This is a genomic window from Amycolatopsis sp. lyj-23, assembly GCF_046549135.1.
GTDB lineage: Bacteria > Actinomycetota > Actinomycetes > Mycobacteriales > Pseudonocardiaceae > Amycolatopsis.
The window spans coordinates 659,516-682,334 of record NZ_JAJPWN010000004.1 but is presented as its reverse complement, the minus strand read 5'-3'; the positions used below and the strand labels follow the sequence as shown (position 1 = coordinate 682,334).

Annotated in this window: 22 protein-coding genes; 11 read left to right on the top strand and 11 right to left on the bottom strand. The window is 72.7% G+C overall.

The window, feature by feature from the left end; translation table 11 throughout:
* Positions 1-178: 178 nt before the first annotated feature.
* Complete coding sequence (locus ACLJPY_RS12590; RefSeq protein WP_410588258.1) at positions 179-1,588, bottom strand: putative glycoside hydrolase family 15 protein; 1,410 nt, start codon at positions 1,586-1,588, stop codon at positions 179-181.
* Positions 1,570-3,000, bottom strand: coding sequence for an exopolysaccharide biosynthesis polyprenyl glycosylphosphotransferase (locus tag ACLJPY_RS12585; RefSeq protein WP_410588256.1), 1,431 nt, complete (start codon positions 2,998-3,000; stop codon positions 1,570-1,572). Before ACLJPY_RS12585 ends, ACLJPY_RS12590 begins: the two co-directional genes overlap by 19 nt.
* Positions 3,001-3,314: 314 nt before the next feature.
* Here ACLJPY_RS12585 and ACLJPY_RS12580 point away from each other — a divergent pair, with 314 nt between their 5' ends.
* Both ACLJPY_RS12580 and ACLJPY_RS12575 read left to right on the top strand, forming a co-directional pair.
* A complete protein-coding gene (locus tag ACLJPY_RS12580) occupies positions 3,315-4,145 on the top strand; it encodes a glycosyltransferase (RefSeq protein ID WP_410588254.1) in 831 nt (276 codons plus the stop codon).
* A 4-nt stretch (positions 4,146-4,149) separates the two neighbouring features.
* Positions 4,150-5,448 carry an NAD(P)/FAD-dependent oxidoreductase gene (locus ACLJPY_RS12575; RefSeq protein ID WP_410588252.1) on the top strand — a complete coding sequence of 433 codons (1,299 nt, stop codon included), beginning with the start codon at positions 4,150-4,152 and terminating at the stop codon, positions 5,446-5,448.
* Here the strand turns inward: ACLJPY_RS12575 and wecB are convergent.
* On the bottom strand, positions 5,421-6,581 hold the full coding sequence (gene wecB / locus ACLJPY_RS12570) for a non-hydrolyzing UDP-N-acetylglucosamine 2-epimerase (RefSeq protein ID WP_410588250.1): 1,161 nt from the start codon (positions 6,579-6,581) through the stop codon (positions 5,421-5,423). The genes ACLJPY_RS12575 and wecB overlap by 28 nt on opposite strands.
* A gap of 163 nt (positions 6,582-6,744) precedes the next feature.
* Here wecB and ACLJPY_RS12565 point away from each other — a divergent pair, with 163 nt between their 5' ends.
* Positions 6,745-7,686, top strand: coding sequence for a lysyl oxidase family protein (locus ACLJPY_RS12565; RefSeq protein ID WP_410588248.1), 942 nt, complete (start codon positions 6,745-6,747; stop codon positions 7,684-7,686).
* Between the two features lie 6 nt (positions 7,687-7,692).
* Here ACLJPY_RS12565 and ACLJPY_RS12560 read toward each other — a convergent pair whose 3' ends face one another.
* From ACLJPY_RS12560 to ACLJPY_RS12545, 4 genes are all read right to left on the bottom strand, one after another.
* On the bottom strand, positions 7,693-8,643 hold the full coding sequence (locus ACLJPY_RS12560; protein WP_410588247.1) for an anti-sigma factor RsbA family regulatory protein: 951 nt from the start codon (positions 8,641-8,643) through the stop codon (positions 7,693-7,695).
* Positions 8,640-9,482 (bottom strand): MEDS domain-containing protein, encoded by an 843-nt coding sequence (locus ACLJPY_RS12555; RefSeq protein WP_410588323.1) that lies wholly within the window; start codon positions 9,480-9,482, stop codon positions 8,640-8,642. The genes ACLJPY_RS12560 and ACLJPY_RS12555 overlap by 4 nt, the downstream gene beginning before the upstream one ends.
* A 169-nt stretch (positions 9,483-9,651) precedes the next feature.
* A complete protein-coding gene (locus tag ACLJPY_RS12550; protein ID WP_410588245.1) occupies positions 9,652-10,050 on the bottom strand; it encodes a hypothetical protein in 399 nt (132 codons plus the stop codon).
* Positions 10,051-10,132: 82 nt separating this feature from the next.
* Entirely contained in the window at positions 10,133-11,947 is a 1,815-nt protein-coding gene (locus ACLJPY_RS12545; protein ID WP_410588243.1) for a rhamnogalacturonan lyase, read from the bottom strand.
* Between the two features lie 534 nt (positions 11,948-12,481).
* On the opposite strand from ACLJPY_RS12545, the gene ACLJPY_RS12540 reads away from it, so the two are divergent.
* Both ACLJPY_RS12540 and ACLJPY_RS12535 read left to right on the top strand, forming a co-directional pair.
* The gene (locus tag ACLJPY_RS12540; RefSeq protein WP_410588242.1) at positions 12,482-13,450 is read left to right on the top strand and encodes a hypothetical protein; all 969 of its coding nucleotides are present in this window, start codon (positions 12,482-12,484) and stop codon (positions 13,448-13,450) included.
* A 326-nt stretch (positions 13,451-13,776) separates the two neighbouring features.
* Entirely contained in the window at positions 13,777-14,145 is a 369-nt protein-coding gene (locus ACLJPY_RS12535; RefSeq protein WP_410588240.1) for an STAS domain-containing protein, read from the top strand.
* On the opposite strand, the gene ACLJPY_RS12530 is transcribed toward ACLJPY_RS12535, so the two are convergent.
* A complete protein-coding gene (locus tag ACLJPY_RS12530; protein ID WP_410588238.1) occupies positions 14,135-15,139 on the bottom strand; it encodes a hypothetical protein in 1,005 nt (334 codons plus the stop codon). The genes ACLJPY_RS12535 and ACLJPY_RS12530 overlap by 11 nt on opposite strands.
* Positions 15,140-15,249: 110 nt before the next feature.
* Between ACLJPY_RS12530 and ACLJPY_RS12525 the strand changes: the two genes are divergently transcribed.
* The 3 genes from ACLJPY_RS12525 (at position 15,250) to ACLJPY_RS12515 (ending at position 17,620) form a co-directional block, all read left to right on the top strand.
* A complete protein-coding gene (locus tag ACLJPY_RS12525; RefSeq protein ID WP_410588236.1) occupies positions 15,250-16,050 on the top strand; it encodes an alpha/beta fold hydrolase in 801 nt (266 codons plus the stop codon).
* A gap of 62 nt (positions 16,051-16,112) precedes the next feature.
* Positions 16,113-17,279, top strand: coding sequence for a SpoIIE family protein phosphatase (locus tag ACLJPY_RS12520; protein WP_410588234.1), 1,167 nt, complete (start codon positions 16,113-16,115; stop codon positions 17,277-17,279).
* A complete protein-coding gene (locus ACLJPY_RS12515; RefSeq protein WP_410588232.1) occupies positions 17,276-17,620 on the top strand; it encodes an STAS domain-containing protein in 345 nt (114 codons plus the stop codon). The genes ACLJPY_RS12520 and ACLJPY_RS12515 overlap by 4 nt, the downstream gene beginning before the upstream one ends.
* On the opposite strand, the gene ACLJPY_RS12510 is transcribed toward ACLJPY_RS12515, so the two are convergent.
* The gene (locus ACLJPY_RS12510) at positions 17,610-17,978 is read right to left on the bottom strand and encodes a hypothetical protein (protein ID WP_410588322.1); all 369 of its coding nucleotides are present in this window, start codon (positions 17,976-17,978) and stop codon (positions 17,610-17,612) included. The two genes, ACLJPY_RS12515 and ACLJPY_RS12510, sit on opposite strands and share 11 nt — an antisense overlap.
* Positions 17,979-18,054: 76 nt before the next feature.
* The gene (gene dapA, locus ACLJPY_RS12505) at positions 18,055-18,885 is read right to left on the bottom strand and encodes a 4-hydroxy-tetrahydrodipicolinate synthase (protein ID WP_410588230.1); all 831 of its coding nucleotides are present in this window, start codon (positions 18,883-18,885) and stop codon (positions 18,055-18,057) included.
* 72 nt (positions 18,886-18,957) lie between these two features.
* Here dapA and ACLJPY_RS12500 point away from each other — a divergent pair, with 72 nt between their 5' ends.
* Positions 18,958-19,857 (top strand): LysR family transcriptional regulator, encoded by a 900-nt coding sequence (locus ACLJPY_RS12500; protein ID WP_410588229.1) that lies wholly within the window; start codon positions 18,958-18,960, stop codon positions 19,855-19,857.
* 31 nt (positions 19,858-19,888) lie between these two features.
* Here the strand turns inward: ACLJPY_RS12500 and ACLJPY_RS12495 are convergent, their stop codons facing one another.
* Complete coding sequence (locus ACLJPY_RS12495) at positions 19,889-20,611, bottom strand: class I SAM-dependent DNA methyltransferase (RefSeq protein WP_410588228.1); 723 nt, start codon at positions 20,609-20,611, stop codon at positions 19,889-19,891.
* Positions 20,612-20,706: 95 nt separating this feature from the next.
* Between ACLJPY_RS12495 and ACLJPY_RS12490 the strand changes: the two genes are divergently transcribed.
* The gene (locus ACLJPY_RS12490) at positions 20,707-20,979 is read left to right on the top strand and encodes a hypothetical protein (RefSeq protein ID WP_410588227.1); all 273 of its coding nucleotides are present in this window, start codon (positions 20,707-20,709) and stop codon (positions 20,977-20,979) included.
* A 13-nt stretch (positions 20,980-20,992) separates the two neighbouring features.
* Positions 20,993-22,816: a glutamine--fructose-6-phosphate transaminase (isomerizing) gene (glmS, locus tag ACLJPY_RS12485; protein ID WP_410588226.1), complete on the top strand. Its 1,824-nt coding sequence runs from the start codon at positions 20,993-20,995 to the stop codon at positions 22,814-22,816.
* Positions 22,817-22,819 lie beyond the last annotated feature (3 nt).

Sequence of the window (22,819 nt, the reverse complement as noted above, 5' to 3'; positions counted from 1 at the left end):
GAGTTGACCAGCTCGATCGCATCGTGCCGGAACTGCTCCGGATACTTCGACCTGCGAGACACCAGGACATCCTCCCTCCAGACCACCGTCTGGAATCAAGGTGTCCGGCCCCAGGGGGCAACTCCACTCGCGTGATTGGGCGGGCATCTTGCGTGATTGGGCGGGCATCACGTGCTGGTCAGCGGGCCCAGAGGCGGCCGATGCGGAACTCGTCGCGGGTGATGCGCCAGGTTCCGCGTTTCACGAGTTGCTGGGGGTCGACGAGGATCACCGCGTCCGCGGCCGCGATCGTCAGCGCGGGCGGGGTCGGGGCGGACGTGGTCGTGGTCGTGGGCGAGGTCGTGGGCGAGGGTGACGGTGAGGTGGGGGTCGGGGTGGGGGCGGGGGCGGGGGTGGGGGCGGGGGCGCCGGGGGCGACCAGGCCGACCGGGGGGACGACCGTCTGGGCGGACGCCGTCGTGTTCACCGCGACCCAGCCGTGGGTGAACGTGCGGCTCCAGACGCCGTTGGGCAGCCGGCTCGCCGCGTCGACCGCCTCGCCCAGCCCCGAGTCCTGCAGCGCCGACCACTCCGGGTTGCGGTAGTCGTCGGTGGTCGCGCGGGTCCAGCACGTGCGGGGGCCGGCCAGCAGCGCCGCGCTCGCGTAGCCGGAGCGCTCCTCACGCGCGTTGTGCGTCCGCGTGACCAGCAGCAGCATGGACTCGCCGAGCGCCGCCTGCGCGCGCAGTTCCTGGAACTCGTTGCCGCGGAACGTCAGCAGCCCGCCGGTGCCGCCGTTCTCGCGGAACCCGAAGTTCTCCTCCATCGCGCCGCCGAAGCGGGAGTGCGCGGTCCAGCGGCCCGGCAGCAGGTGCGTCTCGGACACGTTGGGCACCAGCAGTTTGTTCGCGTTCGTGAGGGCGTCGCCGGCTTTGGACAGGAACGCGTCCAAGCCGTCGCGGAGCTTGCGGTCGGTTTCCGCGACGTTCGCGGTACCCGCCAGCACCGCGGACGAGTAGTGGCTCAGTGAGTTGAAGTCGTTGTCCGCCAGGACGCCGTCCCAGCCTTCGCGGTTCACCTCCGCGACCACGGCGTCGGTCCAGGCCTGCTGGTAGTCCGGGTTCCAGACCGTCATCTGCCAGTGCCGCGGGTAACCCTGCCACTCGATCCGCCGACCCTGGACGTCGAGTGCGAACCACTCCGGGTGGTGCTCCTGCGCGGCGACGTACCCGATCCCGCTCGGCAGGAAGACCGCGTCCTGGCCGCCGTCGACCGCGCCCGGGTAGTTGCGCGTGCTGGACAAGTCCTTGTACACCAGCACCTTCACCCGCGGGTTGAGCTGGTGCAGGCGGCGCATGGCCGCGCCCTGGTCGGCGTTGAGCACGACGACCTGGTACTGCCGGGCCGCGGACTCGATCTCCTGCGACGTCGGGGCCTTGCCGATCCCGTACCACCACGCGCACGGGGCGAGCGGCTTCGGCGGCGGCGCCGAGAGGTCCTGCGCCGCGCTGGGGACGCTCCCGGCCAGGCAGCCGGCCAGCAGCGCGGCCGCGGCCGCGGCCGCCCAGCGCGCCACCGGGTGCCGGCGCGTCAGCGTTGCCTTCGGCACAGCAGTTCTCCCACCGTGAGGATGATGATCTTGACGTCCAGCCACAACGACCAGTTCGCGATGTAGTAGTTGTCGTAGCGGGCGCGGTCGGCGATCGAGGTGTCCCCGCGCAGGCCGTGCACCTGCGCCAGCCCGGTCAGCCCGGTCGGCACGCGGTGCCGGGCCCAGTACAGGTCGTGGACGGCGGAGAACTCGTGCACGAACACCGGCCGCTCCGGCCGCGGGCCGACCAGCGCCATGTCGCCGCGCACGACGTTCCACAGCTGCGGCAGTTCGTCCAAAGAGGACCGGCGCAGGAAGCGGCCGACCGGGCCGACCCGGCGGTCGCCGACGACCGACCAGCGCGTCTGCGAGTCGTCGACGGCGGCCTGCCGCACGCTGCGCAGCTTGAAGAGCACGAACGTGCCGCCGTCCATCCCGACCCGCACCTGCCGGAAGAAGACCGGGAAGCCGCTTTCCGCCGCGACCGCGAGCGCGCAGACCGCGATGACCGGGGCGAGGAGGACGAGCGCGGCCGCGGCCAGCACCGTTTCGACGGCGCGCTTGACCCACCAGCTCGGACGGCGGGTCGGCGCGCCACCCAGCCACACCAGCGGGTAGCTGCGGAGCCGGTCGACGCCCGGGCCGTCCGGGCACAGCTCGAACAGGTGCGGCAGCACCAGGGTGACGCAGCCGAGGCGGTGGGCGCCGATGGCGGCGTCGACGATCGCGCCGTCGCGGTCGTCGGCCGGGGCGAGGACCACCGTGCCCACGCGCAGCCGGGCGATGGCCCCGGTCAGGTCGCCGTCGATCCGCTCGACCGGCAGGCCGGGCGGCACCGGCTCCGGGCCGGCGGCCGCGATGCCGACCGGCAGCAGCCCGAACTCCGGGTGCTCCAGCATGGTGCGCACCAGTTCGCCGCCGATCCGCCCGGAGCCCACCACGACGGCCCGGTCGCAACGCCGCAGCCGCCGCCGGCCCCACCGGCCGAACGCGAAGACCGCCGGGCGGACCGCTTCGCTGAGCACCGCGAAGCACAGCACGACTTCCTGCATCCGCGCCGTGTCGTCGCCGTCCATCCCGGCCACCAGGCCGAAGCCGGTGACGAGCGCGAAGGCCAGCGCGGTGGCGGTGACCGAGCGCGGGAGGTCCTGCAGCCAGGAGAGCCAGAGGCGGCGGCGGTGGACGCGGGCGGCCACCCGGGCCCCGGCGAGGGCCGCGGCGGTCACCGCCGCGCACGCCGGGCCGGGACCGGTCCGCAGCAGCGCGGCCAGCCAGGCGGCGCCGTCGACGGCGACGAGCAGCACGGCCACGGCGTTGACCCGGGCGAGCAGCGGGCGGCCGCGCACGGCGTCGCGCGGCCGGTCGCGCGACCGGACGCGCCGCTGCGCCGGCACCGCTTCGGAAACGATCGTGTCCCTGAGTTCAGTCACCGGTCTCGACCTCTGGTTGACATGAGGATTCCATTCTCGCTTTCTTCACGACTCAGCCATTCGAGGCACCACCGGCACGATCGAGTGAATTTTTCCGCGAAGTCCCGGAAATGCACTCGATCGAGGCGGCCAGCAGACCCGATCCGGTGATTTCTGGAAACACCAAGTAGTTCTGATGACGCGCATCCTTCCGAGGGACTTCCGAGGCCACTAAAGAAACCACACAACATAGCCGAATAGGAGTCGACGGCCGCACCAAACCCGATTCCGTCCGGGTGACGGGCAAAGACGAGCACGACAAGACGAGGGGAACCGTGGCACGCGAAGAGAGCACCCTGGCGACACTGTCCGAACCGGACCGCGCCGGACCCGATCCGGCCGGGGGCCGGACCGGCGGACGGGCGCACGTCGTGCTGCCCGCGTTCAACGAAGAAGCGTCCCTGCCGCCGCTGCTGCGCCGGCTCGCCGACCTGGCGCGCACCGAAGAGGTCACCGTCTGGGTCGTCGACGACGGTTCCGCCGACGCCACGGTCGCCGTGGCCGAGTCGGGCTACGGCGGGCTCGACGTCCGCGTCGTGCGGCACGTGGTGAACCTCGGGCTCGGCCGCGCGGTGCAGTCCGGGCTGCGGGCGGCGCTGGCGGACGCCGGCCCCGACGACGTCGTCGTCGTGATGGACGCCGACGACACGCACGACCCGGCGCTGATCCGCGCGCTGCAGGCGGAGATCACCGCGGGCGCGGACGTCGCCATCTGCTCCCGGTTCGTCCCCGGCGGCGACGACCGGACCGCCCCCTTCGGGCGGCGGCTGCTCTCCCGCGGTGCCGCGCAGCTGTTCCACCGCGCCCTCGACGTCGACGGCGTCCGGGACTTCACCAGCGGCTACCGCGCCTACCGCGCCTCGCTGCTGGCGCGCGCCTCCGCGCACTGGGGCGAACGGCTGATCGAGGAGCAGGGCTTCGCGTGCATGGTGGAACTGCTGCTCAAGCTCCGCCACTGCCGCCCGGTGATCACCGAGGTCCCGCTGGCCCTGCGGTACGACCGCAAGCAGGGACCCAGCAAGCTGAAGCTGCGGCGGACCGTCGTGCAATACCTGAAACTGCTCGCGCGCGACCGGCTCAGCCCGGCGCCCTACCGGAAGCTGTGACCCGGTGACCCACCCCGACTCCCCGCACGTCGCCGTGATCGGCGGCGGCATCTGCGGCCTGGCCGCCGCCCACCGGCTCGTCCGCCGCGGCACCCGCGTGACACTGCTCGAGGGCAGCGACCAGCTCGGCGGCCTCGGCACGTTCTTCGCGCACGGCGACCAGTGGATCGAGCGCTTCTACCACTGCATCATGCCGTCCGACGCGAGCCTGCTGGCCCTGCTCGGCGAGCTGGGCCTGCGGGACGCCGTCCAGTGGCGCGAAACGACGATGGGCATGGTCGTCGACGGCCGCCGCCACCCGTTCAACTCCCCGCTGGACCTGCTGCGCTTTTCCCCGCTGCGGCTGCACGACCGCGTGCGCTTCGGCGTGGTTTCGCTGCTGCTGCGCCGGTTGGGGCGCGGCCGCGACCTCGACACGCTGCGCACCGAGGACTGGCTGCGCGGGCTGTACGGCGACGTCGTCTGGGAGCGGCTCTTCGCGCCGATGTTCGGCTCGAAGTTCGGACCGTCCTTCGGGGACGTCCCGGCGCTGTACCTGTGGCAACGGCTGGGCCGCGAGCGCAACGTGGCGACCCGCGGCTACCCGGACGGCGGTTACAAGACGATCATCGACGCGCTGCGGGCGTCCATCGAGGGCGCCGGCGGAGTCGTGCGCACGTCGGCGCCGGTCCGGCGGCTGCACAGCACGGGCGGCCACTCGGTCCTCACGCTGACCGGCGGCGAGGTCCTCGACGCCGACCACGTGATTTCGACGGTTCCGCTGCCCCAGCTGCGGCGCATCGCCGACGACGCGCTCGCCGCCCGCCTGCCGGAGACCGACCTGCCGTACCAGGGCGTGGTCACCGGCGTGTTCTTCCTCCGGCAGCCGATCACCGAGCACTACTGGACACCGGTGCTGCACTCGGACACGGAGTTCGACGGGGTCGTGTCGATGTCGGCGCTGACCGGCGGCGGCAACCTGGTGTACGTGATGCACTACACCGACCGGGACTCGCAGCTGTACCTCGACGACGACGAGGCGATCGCGGCCCGCTGGTCCGCCCAGCTGCGCGGGTTGTACCCGGAGCTGGGCGCGGACGGCATCGAGGAGGTGCGGGTGTTCAAGGCACCGTTCGTGGAACCGGTGTACCCACTGGGTTACCTGGCCACGCGCCCGCCGGTGACGGTGGACGGCACGGGCCTCCTGCTGGCCACCACCGCCCACGTGTACCCGGACGTGACGAGCTGGAACTCGAGCGTCGCGTTGGCGAACAACGTGGTGGCGGCGGTGGCGGATCAGCCGGCGGCGGCACCGGCCCGGTGAGCGAGCAGCGAGCCCAGCGCCACCGCGATCCGCTCGGAAGCGGTCCCGTCGCCGTACGGTGACGGGACCGTCCCGAGGCGCTCGCGGTGGCCGGGGACGTCGTCGAGCCAGCGGGCGACCTCCGCTCCGATCGACGGTCCCGGCAGGACCCGCGTGCCGAACGTGCCCGCGATTTCGGGGCGTTCCGTGCTGCGGCGGACCACGACCACCGGTCGCTTGAGGACGCTCGCTTCCTCCTGGATCCCGCCGGAGTCCGACACGAGCACCGCCGCCTCCGCGGCCAGGGCCAGGAACGCCGGGTACGCCTGGGGTTCCAGCTCCACGAGCGGCTCGAGCAGGTGCCGCAGCCCGAAGCGCTCGATGCTCTTGGCCGTGCGCGGGTGCAGCGGGAACACCACCGGCAGCGGCAGGCGGCCCAGCTCGTGCAGGACCACCGCCAGCCGCGCGGCGTCGTCGACGTTCTCCGGGCGGTGGATCGTGGCCAGCACGAACCGGTCGCGCTCCAGGCCGCGGGCCGCCAGCACCGCGCGCCTGTCCTCTGTGGACGGCAGGGCCGCCTGCAGTGCTTCGACGACGGTGTTGCCCGTGACGGCGATCCGCTCCGCCGGCACGTTCTCGGCCAGCAGGTTCGCGCGGTTGAGCTCGGTCGGGGCGCAGCACAGGTCGGCGAGGTGGTCGATCAGCACGCGGTTGTGCTCTTCCGGCATCGCCCGGTCGTGGCTGCGCAGCCCGGCTTCGACGTGCACCAGCGGCAGGTCGTGCGCGTTGGCCGCCAGCGCGCCGGCGAGCGCCGACGTCGTGTCGCCCTGGACGACCACCACCCGGCCGGGCCGGTCCGCGAGGACCTCGTCGACCGCGCTGATCGTCCGGCCGAGCTGGCCGCCGCGGCGGCCCGAGCCGACGCCCAGTTCGTGGAACCGGTCGGACGGCGGCAGGTCCGCGCGGATGCGCGAGTACAGCGACCGGTCGTAGTGCTGTCCCGTGTAGACGACGGCGCACTCGGCACCGAACACGCGCATCAGCGGGGCGAGCTTGATCAGTTCCGGCCGCGTACCGCAGACCAGGGTGATCCCGCCGGTGCCGGCCCGAACGTCATCGGTGGCGGCACGGAAATCTGCGGTGGTCGTCGGCATGTGGTGCAGTCCTTCCGGGGCGATGAGTTCGCCGCACGCTACTCACCGGAGCCGCGAAACCGGTGGTGACTCAGTCGATCGTGTGACAACGCGGTGTCGCACCGGGGAAACGCGGACGCCCTAGAATGACCCCATCGCAATTCCGGACAGGACGGCCCCGCTCTTGCTCAAGAAATTCGCGGCACTGGCGCTCGTGGTGCTTTCGGCCACCGTCTCCGCCTCCGCTCCCCGTGCCGAAGCGGCGCCGAACCTCCTGCTCCCGGACCTCCGCCAAGCCCCGCCCGGGTGCGCCGGCGGGAGTTCCGGCGAGCTCCCGCTCTGCACCGACTGGGACGTCTGCCCGGTGGTCGACCCGGCCGCGCCCAACGGCCGCTGCGTCGCGCCGGCCGTGGCGAAGGCCGTCCGGCTGCGGTTCACCAGCGCGGAGGAGAACGTCGGCGACGGGCCGCTGCTGCTGTACGGCCGCCGCGACAGCACGAAGCAGGACAGGATGACCGTCCGGCAGGCGCTGCGCAGCGGCACCGACGGCTCGATCCCGGACGGCTACGCGGCCGCGCAGCGCGCCACCGGGGCCTTCACGTACTACGAACCCGCCCTCGCCCACCAGCACTGGCACCTGATGAACTTCGAGCACTTCGCGCTGGTGTCCCGGCAGGGTCAGACGATCGTGACCGACCGCAAGAACGGCTTCTGCCTCGGCGACCGGTTCGCCGTGCACGACGCCGACCGCCTGCACAACGTGCCGGGCGACACGGGCCCCGACGCCGATCTCGCCGAAACCCTGCGCGAGAACATGTGCCGCCACCACGAACCGACGGCCCTCGACGTGCTCGAGGGCATTTCGGTCGGGGCCGGCGACGACTACAAGTACACCGTCGACTTCCAGTGGCTGGACATCACCCACGTCCCGGCCGGGACGTACGACCTGGTGAACACGGTGAACGCGGACCGGACGCTGCTGGAGACGGACTACGGCAACAACTCCTCGGCCGTCGCGCTGTCCATCAGCTGGCCGCTGGGCGCGCCGTCGTCGGACGGGACGGTCCCGGCCGCGCCGGTCGTCACGCTCCTGCGCAGCTGCCCGGGGCAGCCGCGCTGCGCCTGACGCGCGCTACCAGGGCCGGCCCGCCGTGAGGCGGGCGGTGAAGCCGGTTTCGTCGCGGTGCAGCGTGACCTCGCTGCAGATCTGGTGGGCGATCCACAGCCCCCGGCCGCCGGTGCTCCGGTCCGCCGGCAGCAGGCCCGCGAACGGGTCGGCCGGCCCCGCCCCGGCGTCGTGCACCGACACGACCATCTGCCCCGGCCCGGCCCAGATCCGCACCCGGACCGGCGGCCGGCCGTGGCGCAGGGCGTTGTCCACGATCTCGCTCACCGCGAGGACGAGGTCGTCCACCTCGGCCGCGGGCAGGTCCACCGGAGCCGTGGCCAGCACCGCCCGGCGCGCCTCCACCGGCCGCGGATCGGCCAGCTCGACCCGCGGGGCGGTGAGCTCGATCGGCAGCGGCGGCATCGGGCGCCGGTCGGTCAGGAACGCCAGCGGGTCGACGTACCCGGCGTTCGTGTGGTGCCCGCCGCCCGGGGTGGCGACGAACGGGTGAGTGCGGGCGACGTCGTCGAGGACGTGCCGCGGTGTCGTGCGCGTGTCGTAGGCGCACATGCTGCGCAGCGGGAACTCGTCGTAGGCGTGGTTGACCGCGGCCTCGTAGCGGGCCCACCAGTCCCACGAGGTGTCGATCGCGGCCTGCGGGATCTCACCGAAGATCCGGATCCCGGCCGCGCCGCCGGCGACGAACCCGGCCATCAGCTCGCGGTAGGACTTGATCGCCGCGGCCGGCCGCGCGTAGAGGTCGCCGGTGGACAGGTACTCGACCCGGGCCGACGACGGCAAGGCGTCCCGCACCAGCTCGGCGCGTTCCGGCTCCAGCGACACGATCGTCGGCTCGTCGGCGGCCAGGCCGGCCGCCAGGAACGGCACGGCGACGGCGAGCAGGTCGTCCTCGCCGCTGTAGTGGACGACGGCGTGGTCGTAGCCCCGTTGGGCGGTCTCCCGGTCGACGCTCACGCCGCACGCTCCACGCGCAGGGCGGGCAGGTCCAGCAGCTCGACGAGCCGGGCGGGCGTCGACAGGCGCGTCCGCAGGACAACGGTGGTCGCGTGCCGCTCGGCGTAGCCCGCCAGCGCGATCAGGCTGCGGTGGTCGACGAAGTCGAGGCCGGTGGCGTCGATGGCGATCGTGCCTCCCTCGGAACGCAGGCCGGCGCGCTCCAGCGCCAGCGGCCAGAGCCCGCGGGACTCCAGGTCCAGGTCCCCCTCGAGCGCCGCGGCGCTGCCGTCCGGCGTGTGGGCGTGCAGGTGGAAGTGGGCGCCGCCCTCGTAGGCGGTGGGGTGCATGCAGGCGAGCTGCGCGACGACGTCGTCGCCGAGTTCGCCCAGGTCGTAGCCGCACATGGCCGACATCGGGTGCCCGGCCATGTAGTGGTCGACGAGGTGCTCGTAGCGGGCGAAGGCGTCCAGCTGGGCCGGCGTGCGCACCAGCGAAGTCGCGTCGGCCGCGACCCGCAGGCCGGTGAACCCGGCCGCCAGCGCGGCCGAGGTCGCCGCGGCGTAGAGCTCGACCTGACCGGCGGGATCGACGACGGCGCCCGTGGTGTAGGTCGCGTCCACCGAAGCGACCTGGACCGCACCGCGCTCCAGACCCTCTTCGCAGCGCTCGTCCGCCCGGAGCTGCCCGACCAGCGCGGCTTCGTCACCGCGAGCGACGTAGAGGACACGCTCGCCCGCCGCCAAGCCCTCGGCCAGGAACTCCTGCGCGTGGGCCACGAATTCCCCGCGCCGGCGGTAACCCCGGCAGACGTGGTCACGCGCGCGCGAGGGCGGTCCGCTTTCCCGCTCGGTCGGCATCAGCACGGATCGAGCCTACGCCGCCGAGCCGGTTCCACCCGCGCTCCGGGGTCGTGGACGTCCTCGGCCGGTGCGACGCAGACGTCGATCGGTGTGCTGCTGAGCTCGATGGCCACTGCCGCCTCCCCCGTGTTGCTGCGGGCTACCCGCACGGAGGGGTGGCGAACCATCACCGGTGGTGCAGATAAGCAGCAATCCGCACCCGCAGACCACGGACATCGGCGAGCTCCACCGTGAACGACCCACCCGGCTCGGGCCGTGGCGGATCGCACGGGCCGGCGACGTGCACGAAGCCGTCTTCCGGGTCGTGGCGGGGCTCGGACCAGGCGGAGTCGCCGTCGAGCGTGAGGCGGCCCGCCCGGGCGCGCGCGGTCCAGTAGGTCGGGAGCTTCATGACCTCGCCGAGCGCCTTGGCGAACCCGGGCAGGTCCTCTTCGCGCAGGGTCAGCCCGGGTTCGCTCCGCCGCCGCGGGGTGCCGGCGTCGCGGACGGCGGCGACGTGCGTGAAGGTGGCCTGGTCGCCGGAGGTCCGAATCGTCCAGTGGGGCAATTCGGTCAAGGTGGACACGGGGTGCTCCTCACTCTCGGCATCCCCAGGCGCCACCCACCCTAGTCGATCTTCGGCCGGGACCGGCGCGACGAGCCCGCCGTCACTTCGCCAAGGCGAAGCTCAGGTGCGGCGGCTGGTTGTAGGCGGTGTTCTGCCACGCCACGGCCTCCCGGTACTGCCGGTCCTGCATCAGCGACACGTGCGAGATGCTTGTCGGGTCGGTCGTCGAGTAGATCCGCAGCGCGCGGTCGTCCGACGTCGGCCAGACGACCTCCTCGCGCCAGTCGCCGAACAAGTCGGCCTGCAGTGACGGGGTGTTCTTCGTGCCGTTGTTCGCGTGCACGCCCGAGGCGGTCAACAGCCGGGTGTCGCCGCTCGTGCCGTACTTGTCGATGTGGGTGCCGTCCAGCAGCTCGCGCTGGGCGTCGCCGTCCCAGTAGACGACGAAGTTCGTCGACGACGGCTTGCGGCCGATGTTCTGGCCGCTGGTGTTCAGCAGCCCGGACACCGCGGACGACCACGACTCCGCGCCCGGGCTGCCGGCGTAGATGTCGTCGGACACCCCGCGGCCGTTGTCGCAGTTGCAGGACGCGTTCTGCCAGATGACCTGGCCGGTCTTCGCGTCGGCCATCCAGGCGGCCGGCTTCGACTTGTCCTCGTCCACCTTGAACTCCTCCAGGCCCGGGCGGCTCGGGATCAGGTCGCCGACGTGCATCGCGTCGCCGTGGCCGTTGCGGGTGTTCCACAGCGGACTGCCGTTGTCGTCGATCGCCATGGCGCCGAAGACGATCTCGTCGCGGCCGTCGCCGTCGGTGTCCGCGATGGCCAGCTGGTGGTCGCCCTGGCCGGTGTACTGCGAGCCGGCCGAGTTCGAGTCGAACTTCCAGCGCTCGGTCAGCGCGCCGCCGCGGAAGTCCCAGGCCGCGATCACCGTGCGCGTGTAGTAGCCGCGGCTCATGATCAGGCTCGGGTGGACGCCGTCCAGGTAGGCCGTGCCGGCCAGGAACCGGTCGACGCGGTTGCCGTAGCTGTCGCCCCACGAAGACACCGTGCCGCGCGGCGGGTCGTAGTTCACCGTGGACACCGCGGCGCCGGTCTGCCCGTTGAACACCGTCAGGTACTCCGGGCCGGAGAGGATGTACCCGCTGGAGTTGCGGTAGTCGGCGTTCGCGTTGCCGATGACCTGGCCGGTGCCCGAGCGGGTGCCGTCCGCGGTCTTCATCGCGACCTCGGCCTTGCCGTCGCCGTCGTAGTCGAAGACCTGGAACTGCGTGTAGTGCGCACCGGCCCGGATGTTGCGGCCGAGGTCGATCCGCCACAGCCGGGTGCCGTCGAGCCGGTAGGCGTCCACGTAGACGTCGCCGGTGTAGCCGGACTGCGAGTTGTCCTTCGAGTTGGTCGGATCCCACTTCAGCACGATCTCGTACTGGCCGTCGCCGTCCAGGTCGCCGGCGCTGGCGTCGTTGGCGCTGTAGGTGTAGCTCTCCCCGGCCGGCGTGGTGCCGCCGGCGGGCGGCTGGATGGGGATGTCGCGGGTGCTCGCCGCGGCCGTGGCGGTCAGGCTGAGCGACTCCTCGGCGGCGAAGGCCGACATCCGCTCGACCCCGCCGACCACCGCGCGCACCGTGTACCGCGCGCCCGCGGGTGCGCCGGCGTCCAGGAAATCGGTCGGCCCGCCGACCGGCTGCGCGGTCACCTTCGTGCCGTCGCGGTAGACGTTGAACGCCACCCCGGCCGGGTCGCCGGCCAGCAGGCGCCAGCCGACGGTGTTGCCCTGTGCCGTGTGGACGCTGACCACCCCGCGGTTCAGCTTGTCCACCTGGGGCGTGGTGGCGGCGCCGGTGGCCGGGGCGGGCACCAGGCCCGCCGCGACCACGCCCGCGGCGGCCACGACGAGCCTGCCGAAGTTCCGCATGTCTGCTCCAATCCCGAGTGTCCCGAGTGGACGGTGGTTCGGCCGGTCGTGCAGGCGCTGCCGCCGAGCGTGAACGCGGACGGCGGCGGGTTGGTGCCGCCCTCGGCGCCCAGCCCTCCTGGAGAATCGCTCGACAGGGGAGTTCGGAAGCTGGGAGCGCTCCCACGGTAACACAGCGATCCGGTGCGGAACACCGGCAGCGGGACAGAAAACGGCCGAATCGCTTAACCGTTAAGCTGCCGGGCCCGTCGGTTGAGAAAGCGTTTTCTCTGTTGATCCAGCCGTCCTCAATGGACCTGCTGTCCCCGTGCGCCCGGACCGCCTCCGTCCGGCGCGAGCACAATCAGCTACCTCGACGACCCGCGTTACGACGCCCGGGTGGACCCGTTGCTCCGGCCCGGTGACGCGGCCCGGTGCTCCGGCGCTGACGGCGTCTCCCCAACGGGTGACACCGTTTCCGCGGCGCTCGTCGTGGGTATCTCCGTGGCGCCAGCAACCGACCATGCGTGCGTGCGCGCTGCACGAGGTGAGGTCATGGTGACGACGACAGGCGACGGCTCGCCCCTTCCGATCAGCATCGAAAACACCGACGCCGCCGAACTCGAAGCGGCCGTCGGAGTCCTGCGGGCACTGGACTACCGGCAGGGCGGCGGGTTCTGCCGCGACGCCGTGCGGGTGGTGAAGACCGCAAGTCTCCTGCTGCACTGGGGCACGGTCCCGGAGGCCCTGCAGGCCAGGCTGTACACGGTGCTGGCCGACGTGCACAACCTGCTGGGCTGGACCGAATTCGACATCGGGCACGACGAGCGGGCGCGGCACCGGTTCGGGCGTGCGCTGGACATCGCGGCCGCGGCGGGCAACGACAGCCTCGTGGCGAACATCCGCTACCGGCTGGGCCGCGTGCACCTGCACCGCCACGACGTCCCCGGTGCGCTGGCCGAGTTCGCCAGGGGCCGGGCGGCCGCGGAGCGCTCGGGTTCCGGCCGTGCACTGGCGATCCTCGCGGCGAACGAGGCGTGGGCGCACGCGATGGGCGGCGACGAGCACGCGGCCCTCACCCGGCTGGCGGCGGCCGAAACGGCGTTCGCCGCGGCGGATTCGTGGCCGGAGCCGAGGCCGTGGGAGGCGTTTTTCCAGGAAACGGACATGGCGGCGATGCGCGGCACGGTCCTGACCGAGCTGGCCACCGTGGTCGCGGCCCGGCACAGCGGCGAAGCGATCACCCAGCTGGCGCGCGCGGCGGACCGGTACGGCGCGGACATGGCCCGCAGCCGGTCGCTCACGCTGATCATGCTGGCCCAGAACCACGCGCTGCGAGGTGATTTCGACGAGGCCACCCGGGTCGGCGACGAGGCGGTCGACCTGGCCGGCAACGTGGGCTCGGTCCGGCCGAAGGACCGGCTCGCCCCGCTGGAACGCCTGCTCACCAGGCATCCGGACGACCCGGCGGTGGCGGAACTGGCCGAGCGGATCGCGCGGTACCGCTCCGGCCCGCTGCTCTGAGCCCACCCCCGGCTCGCCCCACACCGTGATGCCCCTCCAACCACGCGAAATGCCTCCCCGATCACGCGAGATGCCCTCCGATCACGCGAGATGCCCCTCCGATCACGCGAGATGCCTCCCCAATCACGCGAGATGCCCGCCTGATCACGGCGACCGTGGTTGGCGCGCGATCCGATGGGCGCTACCGCTCGTAGCCACCTCCACCGCCGCCCGGGGACTCCGATCGAGTTGTCGCCGGATGTTTCGTCGTCGCACCGCCGGGGTATCACCGACCCGGAGTGAACCGGCGGCGGAGAAGGGACTCACCATGCAGACGAGGGGCGATTGTGGCCATTGACGGCAACCGGGTCCGCCCCCAGGACCTCCTGCGTGTGACGGCCCACCACTCCGGCGGCCACGTCGTCCTGGCCGTGGCGGGTGAGGTCGACCTGCTCAGCGCGCCCGTGCTCGGCGACGGCGTCACCGCCGCTCTCGCCGAAGCGCCGGAACTGCTGGTGATCGACCTGTCCGAGGTGTCCTTCCTCGCGTCCATCGGCATCACCGTGCTGCTCGAGGCGCGCCGCGAAGCCGGGTCGCGCACCCGGGTCCGGGTCGTCGCTCCCGAACGCGGCGTCGTGAACCGGACCCTCCAGCTGACCGGCCTGCACGAGGCCCTCGCCGTCGCCGCCACCCGCGATGAGGCGCTCAGCGGCTGAACCGGGCCGCCATGGCGTGGAAGACCTCCTTCGGCTCCCACGCGAGGCCGGGGTACGCCGTGCCGGTCGTCCCGTCGAGGACCCTGACCACGCCGTAGCTCGCGAGGTCGAGATCACGCCGCGGCCCGGCGGCGGACGGGCATTCGTAGCCGGCGAAGGTGAACCAGAAGGCGCCGTGCGCGCCCTCGGCCTCGAAGACGTCCATCAGCTCGGTGAAGTACGCCACCTGCCCGGCCTCGTCGCGGACGTAGTCGCCGTTCAGCACCTTCGGCTCGGCCGTGAAGTCGACGATCGTCCAGCCCGTGCCGCCCGCGTCGGCCGCGCCCCGGTGGGTGCAGCAGCCGAATTCCGTGATGACCAGGGGTTTCCCGTGGCTCCGGTGGTCACGCACGCGCTCGGCGAAGGCCCCGGCGTTGGCGGCCGAGCGGTACAGGTCGACGGCGGCGAAGTCGAAGTCCGCCCAGTCGATCTCTTCCCAGTCCCCGGCGGCGTAGGTGATCTTGCCGCCGAAGTGCCGGCGCGCGGTCCCGGTGAGGTCCCGCAGCACCGTGCCGAAGTCCCACTCGCGGGAGAACCCGGCCCAGGCGGCCGGGTCCGTCGCGTTGCGCAGGCGTTCGAGCAGGTAGGCGCCGGGGACGAAGCCGGTGCAGAACAGCGACATCTCGCAGCCGAGCACGAACACCGTCTCCGGGTCCCGCGCGTGGATCTCTTCGGCCCGGCGGGCGCAGTCCGCGAAGTACGGCGTCAGCTGCGGCGGCGTGAGGTCCATCGGGAACGGCGAGAACCACACCCGCAGCCCGGCGTCGAGCGCGGCGTGCGCGGCCACGACCAGGCGGTCCGGGTCGTCGCCGCTGATCCGGACCGCACCGCAGTGCAGGTCGGTCGCGATGATCTCCAGCTCCCGCCGCACGACGGCGGGGTCGAACTCCCGGCGTGACCGGTCCCCCACCGCGCCGCCGAAGCCGGTGTCGTAGTTGATCCCCCTGAGCTGCATCGAAACCCCTCCCCCGAGACGTGCGCCGCACAGTCGAATGTACGCACCGCCGGCGCCGGAAGGGGCCGCTCAGCGCACGTCGGCGGGGGGTGGGTGGCAGGATGTGCGCCGTGAGCATGCGAGTCAGGAACAACGTGACCGTCACCGGCACCGAAGACGGTCCCACGCTCCTGCTCGCGCACGGTTTCGGCTGCGACCAGAACCTCTGGCGCCTCGTCGTCCCGGAGCTCGCGCGGCGGTACCGGCTGGTGCTGTTCGACCACACCGGCGCCGGGCGTTCGGACCTGTCCGCCTGGACGCCCGAGCGCTACGGCAGCCTCGACGGCTACGCCGACGACGTCCTGGCCATCTGCCGCGAGCTCGACCTGCGGGACGTCGTGCTGGTGGGCCACTCGGTGAGCGCGATGATCGCCGTACTGGCCGCGAACCGCGAGCCGGACCGGTTCGCCAAGCTCGTGCTGCTCACGCCGTCGCCGTGCTACGTCGACGACGGGGACTACCGCGGCGGGTTCAGCCGGGACGACATCGACGAGCTGCTCGACTCGCTCGAATCGAACTACCTCGGCTGGTCGGCGACCATGGCGCCGGTGATCATGGGCAACCCCGACCGCCCCGAACTCGGCGAGGAGCTGACGAACAGCTTCTGCCGCACCGACCCCACGATCGCGCGCGTCTTCGCGCGGGTGACGTTCCTCTCCGACAACCGGGCCGACCTGGCGAAGGTCACCGTGCCGACCCTGGTGCTCGAATGCGCGAACGACGCCATCGCCCCGCCCGAGGTCGGGCGGTTCACCCACGACCGGATCGACGGCAGCACGCTGGTGACGCTCGCCGCGACCGGGCACTGCCCGCAGCTCAGCGCGCCGGAGGCCACGGCCGCCGCGATCACCGCGTTCGTGAGCGGGCCGTGATGTGCGAGGACCACCCTCGTCCGGGTGGTCAGGAGAGTGCGGCCCCGGAATTCTCGGCCCTTTTGGAGGACAGCGCGGAAGACCTCTACGAGCACGCCCCCTGCGGGTACCTCTCGACGCTGCTGGACGGCACGATCGCGAAGATCAACGCGACGCTGCTCGGCTGGCTCGGCCGCGAGCGCGACGAGGTGGTGGGCCGGCTCCGGTTCGCCGAGCTGCTCACCGTCGGCGGCCGGATCTACCACGAGACGCACTTCGCGCCCCTCCTGCGCATGCAGGGCGAGCTCGGCGGCGTCGCCTTCGAGCTCAAGAAGGCGGACGGGAGCCGCCTGCCGGTCCTGGTGACCTCGACCGTCAAGACCGGCACCGACGGGCAGCCGCAGCTGATCCGCACGACCCTCTTCGACGCGCGCGACCGGCGGGCCTACGAGCAGGAGCTGCTGCGGGCCCGCGAAGAAGCCGAGCGCGAACGCGACCGGGTGCAGCGGCTCGCACGCACGCTGCAGCAGACGTTGCTGCCGCCCGCCCTGCCCGAGGTGCCCGGTGTGCAGGTCGCGGCCTACTACCACCCCGCGTCGGCCGACGAGGTCGGCGGCGACTTCTACGACCTGTTCCCGCTGACCGGCGACGGGTGGGGGTTCTTCCTCGGCGACGTGTCCGGGAAGGGGGCCGCCGCGGCCGTGGTGACGTCGCTGGCGCGCTACACCCTGCGCGCCGCCGCGGTGATCGACCCGGACCCGGCCACCGTGCTGGACCGCCTCAACACGGTGCTGCACCAGGAGTACCGCGGCTCCGATCCCCGCTACTGCACCGTCATCCAGGGCCGCATCCGGCCCGCGCTCGGCGGTGCGGCGGTCACACTGGCCACCGGCGGCCACCCGCCGGCGCTGCTGATCCGCGCCGACGGCACGTCCGCGTTCCTGCCCGGCCCGGGCGGCCAGCTCGTGGGTGCGCTGCCCCGCGCGCGGTTCGCCGCCGTGGACGTCCTGCTGGCCCCGGGCGACACCCTGCTGCTGTACACCGACGGCCTGACCGAAGCCCGCACGCAGGGCCGCGTCCGCTACAGCGAAGAGCAGCTGCAGGAGCACCTGAGCGGCCTGGCGCCGACGACGGCCCCCGACGTCGTCACGGCGGTGACCGGCCTGCTGGCGGGCTTCGGCGACGGCGTCGAAGACGACACGGCCCTACTGGCGTTGAGCATCCCGCTTCCCGGAGGCGATCGACCGTGACCGGCACCCCGTTCTCCGTCGCGACCCGCAGCACCGGGTCCGGCGTGGTGATCACCGTCGAGGGCGAGCTCGACGTGGCCACCGCACCCCGCCTGCGCGCCACGGTCGGCGCCGTCACCCTCGCTCCCGGGCAGCTGCTGGTGGTGGACCTGGCCGGGGTGACGTTCTGCGACTCCAGCGGGATTTCCGCGCTGATCGCGGCCCGCAACGTCGCCGAAGCGGCCGAGGCGGGCGTCGCGCTGGCCGCCGTCCCGGCCCGGCTGAGCCGGACGTTCGCGTTGATCGGCCTGGCGGACTTCTTCCCGACCTACCCGAGCGCCGAAGACGCGCTCAGAGGCTGACGATCCCGAAGGCGAGCAGCGCGGCCACCTTCAGCACTTCGAGTCCGATGTAGCCGAAGTGCGCGTGGCTGCGCGGCCCGGTTTCCCCGGCCGGCACCCGGTCCGACCGCCCCGTCAGTGCCGGGCGGACGGCCACCAGCTGGACGAGCAGCACGAAGGCCACGGTGGCGCCGAGGACGATCGCCGTCGTGGTCCGCGGACCGAAGACCGGACAGCCGGCCAGTGCCAGCGCGAACAGCGCCTCGACCCGGTTGAGCGCGGCGAACACCACCCGGCCGATGCCCAGCCCGAGCGCCAGGGTGACGCCGGGGGCCCGGAACTTCAGCGGTGCCTCCAGGAACGAGATCGCCGGCACCATGCCCAGCCAGGTGAACGCGATCGCGGCGGCGACCGGCACAACGCCTCCTCGTGACCGGGTCCGTTACCCCTCGTCCCTAACTTGCTTCGACCAGCGGGAGCCGTACGCTCGCGTGCGGGATAATCCGCCGTTCGGCCAGCACCGCCTTCGTGTTCGCCGTGGGCGTGCCGGACCGCAGGAGCCGGTCGGTCAGCGGGACCAGGTCGGCGTGGATCGCCCGCGCCCGGCCGAGGTCGCCGTCGCGGACGGCGTGGATGAGCTCGGCGGTCCGGTCGGCGGCCACGTTGGCCACGACGCTGACCAGGCCCGCGGCGCCGCACGCGAGGTACGGCAGGTTGAGCTCGTCGATGCCGCAGTAGTAGGCCAGCGACGTCCGGGACAGCACGGTCATGGCCTCGGCGAGGTCGCCCTTGGCGTCCTTGACCGCCCGGATCCGGGGGTGCTCGGCCAGTGCGATCAGCGTCGACGGCGCCAGCGCGACGCCGGTGCGCGCCGGGACGTCGTAGAGCATCACCGGCAGCTCGGTGGCGTCCGCGACGGCCACGCAGTGGGCGATGACGCCGTCCTGCGTCGGCCGGGAGTAGTAGGGGCAGACGAGCAGCAGCGCGTCGGCGCCGGCCGCCGCGGCTTCGCGGGCGCGGCGGACGCTCGAGGCCGTGTCGTGGGTGCCGACGCCGGCGAGCACGCGCGCGCGGTTCCCGGCCCGCGCCACCACGGCCCGGACCAGGTCCGCGGATTCGGCCTCGGACAGCGTCGGGGACTCGCCGGTGGTCCCGCCGACGACGAGGCCGTCGCACCCGGTGGCCAGCAGGTGCTCGACGAGCCGGGTGAGGCCGGGTTCGCTGAGGGCGCCGCCGGGCTGCATGGGCGTCACCATCGCGACGAGGTTGGTGCCGAATTCGGTCATGCCCCGACCGTGCCCGGTGCGATTGCCACGGTCCAGCGATGCTTTTTGGCGGGTATTGCGTAGCCTGGCTTCATGATCGAGGTGGGCGCGCTGCGGGCGCTGCGCTCGGTGGCGGCGCTCGGCACGCTGGCCCGGGCGGCCGAGGAGCTCGGCTTCACCGCGTCGGCGGTGTCGCAGCAGATCAAGCGGCTGGAGCGGCAGGTCGGCGTTTCGGTGCTGGCGCCGGCGGGCCGCGGGGTGGTGCTGACCCCGGCCGGGCAGGCGATCGTCGACTCGGCGCCGGAGGTGTTCCAGGCGCTGGAGCGCTGCGCCGAAGCGGCCCAGTCGGTGGCGGAAGGCGCACCGCGCGGCACGCTCCGGGTGGTGGCCTTCTCGACGGCGATCCGCGGCCTGCTCGCCCCCGTCGTGCCGCGGCTGGCGGTCCGGTGCCCTCGGCTGCGGGTGGAGCTCACCGAGCAGGACCCGCAGGAGGCGTTGCACAGCGTGGGCGCGGGAACGGCGGACCTGGCCCTGGCCCACGACGCCGACGGGCTGCCCGCCCCGTCGCCGCCCGCCCTGGTGCGGCGGTGGGTGCACACGGACGTCGGCGACGTGGTGGTGAGCCGGACGCACCCGCTGGCCGAGGCACCGCTCGACGAAACCGCGCTGGCGGGGCACGCGTGGGTGACGAGCCCGCCGGGAACGGTGTGCCACCAGTGGTTCCGGCGGTTGTTCTCCCAGGCGAGCGCGGAGCCGGACGTGCGGCACCTCGTCGACGACTTCGCGACGCAGCTGTCGCTGGTGGCATCCGGCCAAGTGGTGGCGCTGATCCCCCGGCTCGCACGGCCGCCATTGGGCACGGACCTGGTCGCCCGGCCACTGCCGCGGCCGCCGACGCGGGAGGTCCACGCCGTGTGGCGGCAGAGCGCCGAGGCCAGCCCCGCGATCCGCGCGGTGCTCGCCGAACTGGCTCCGGCGGCCGCCGAGCAGTGACCCGGCGGCCGTCGGCCCCGGCCGCCGGAGATCACCGCAGCCGGTACACCGACACGTGCGAGCCCGACTCCGCCGTGAACTCCGACCCCGCCCAGTCCGCGTGCCGGGACTCCAGTTCGAACCCCGCCAGCCGGCCCATCAGGTCGAGCTCGGCCGGCCAGATGTACCGGTGCGGGGACCGGCCCACCCGCGCCTGCCGGCCGTCGCCGAACGTGAAGTGGTGGGACACCAGGTGCTGGCGCAGGGTGTCGTACGTGTCCACGCCGACGTACCCGGCTTCGGAGCGGAACACCACGGCGTCCTGGCCGGGCGGGAGCCGGCGCAGTTCGGGGACGCCCAGCTCGATCACGAACCGGCCGCCCGGGTCCAGGTGGCGGGCCGCGTTGCGGAAGCACGCCACCTGCTCGTCCTGGGTCAGCAGGTTCGAGATCGTGTTGTACACGAGGTAGACCAGCGAAAACCGGCCCGGCGCGGTGGCCGTGGCCATGTCGCCGACCACCACCGGGATCGCCGCCTTCGCGCGCAGCCGGGCCAGCATCGGCTCGGACAGCTCGATGCCGGCCACCGGCACCCCGCGCTCGGCGAGCGGGACGCCGATGCGGCCGGTGCCGATGGCGAACTCCAGCGCGCGCCCGCCGTCCGCCAGCGCCGCCAGGCGCGCCACCGCGGGCTCGACGACGTCGGGCGCGAACATGCCGCGGCCGGGGGTGTCGTAGCGCTCGGCCGTCTCGGCGTCCCAGATCTCCTGTGGCACGCCTCCACCCTGGTCGGCTGCCGGGGAAACTGTCCAACCATTTAGAACTTGCCCGATTTCGGGCAAGAATTTGGGTTTCGAACGAGCTTCAAGGCATGATGGCCGCCGTGGAGGACACCGACATCGTCGAGCGCGTGGCCGCGTCGACCGGGCTGCCGCCCCGGGTCGCCGCCCGGGTCGTCGACGACGTCCTGGCCTTCTACCGGACTCCCACCGAGGACTACGTGCGCCGACGGCACGCCGAGCTGCAGGCACAGGGCCGGAAGAACCCCGAGATCTTCCCGCTCCTCGCCGCCGAGCTCCGCGGCAGGCTGGTCGCCGCGCCCGTCCTCTCCGAGCGGCAGCTGCGCCGCATCGTCTACGGCTAGGAAGAGGTACGCCATGTGCGGGATCGTCGGCTACATCGGCGGCCAGAACGCCGCGCCCATCCTGATCGAGGGCCTGACCCGGCTCGAGTACCGCGGGTACGACTCCGCCGGGATCGCCGTCCTCGGCGCCAAGGGCACCCCGCAGGTCCACCGGGTCGTCGGGCGCGTGCGGAACCTCGCCGCGGCCCTCCCCAAGCGGCTCACCGGCAAGGCGGGCATCGGGCACACGCGCTGGGCCACGCACGGGCCGGCGTCCGAGGCCAACGCCCACCCGCACACGTCCGCCGACGGCCGGATCTGCGTCGTGCACAACGGCATCATCGACAACGCCGACGCGCTGCGCGCCCAGCTCGCCGACGCCGGGGTCGAGCTCACCTCCGAGACCGACACCGAGGTGCTCGCCCACCTCATCGCGCGCTCGCCCGCCGAGGCCCTCGAAGACGCCGTCGTCGAGGCGGTTTCGCGGATCACCGGCACGTACGCGATCGCCGTCACCGACAGCGCGCACCCGGACCGCCTGGTCATCGCGCGCAACGGCTCGCCGCTGATCATCGGCGTCGGCGAGCGGGAGATGTTCGTCGCCAGCGACCTCGCCGCCCTCGTCCGGCACACCTCGCAGGTCGCGCACCTCGACGACGGCGAGTTCGCGACGGTCTTCGCCACCGGCTACCGCACCTTCACCGTCGACGAGGGCGACACCACCAAGCCGGCCACCGAGATCGACATCGACGCCGAGGACCTCGACCTCGGCGGCTACCCGCACTACATGGCCAAGGAGATCCAGGAGCAGCCGGAGTCGGTCGAGCGGATCATCCGGGGCCGGCTCGACGACCGGTTCGGCGTCGCCCGGCTGGACGGGCTCAACCTGACCCCGCGGGAGCTGCGCGGGTTCGCGCGCGTGAAGATCCTCGGCTGCGGCTCGGCCTACTACGTCGGCCAGATCGGCGCGACGATGATCGAGGAGCTCGCGCGGATCCCGGCCGACGCCGAAGCCGCGTCGGAATTCCGCTACCGCAACCCGATCATCGAGGCCGACACGCTCTACATCGCGGTCAGCCAGTCCGGCGAGACGATCGACACCGCCTTCGCCGTCGAAGAGATCAAACGCAAGGGCGGCCGGGTCGTCGGACTGGTCAACGTCGTCGGCTCGACGATCGCCCGCGCCTGCGAAGGCGGCGTCTACCTGCACGCCGGCCCGGAGATCGCGGTCGCCTCGACCAAGGCGCTGACCAACATGGCCGTCGGGTTCGCGCTGATCGCGCTGGCGCTGGGCCGCGTGCGCGATCTGTCCAATGCGGACGGTCAGCGGATCATCGCCGCGATCCGCGCGCTGCCGGGCCAGATCAAGGCCGTCCTGGACTTCGAGCCGGAGATCGCCGGGCACGCCAAGGCGGTCGCCGCCGCGAAGAGCCTGTTCTTCGTCGGGCGCGTCCGCGGCTACCCGGTGGCCCGGGAAGGCGCGCAGAAGTTCAAGGAGATCTCCTACCGCCACGCCGAGGCGTACCAGACCTCCGAACTCAAGCACGGCCCGCTCGCGCTGATCGACGAAGCGCTCCCGACGGTCGCCGTCGTGCCGTCGGACGAGCTGACCGAGCGCAACCTGGCCGCGGTCCAGCAGATCAAGGCCCGCGGCGGCGCGGTGCTGGCGGTGACCCACGCCGACGTCGACTTCGGCGAACTGGACGTCCCGCGGATCGTGGTGCCGAAGACCGAGCCGGAGCTCGACCCGATCCTGCTGACCATCCCGCTGCAGCTGCTCGCCTACCACGCGGCCCTGACGCTGGGCTACGACATCGACAAGCCGCGCAACCTGGCCAAGTCCGTCACGGTGGAGTGAGGG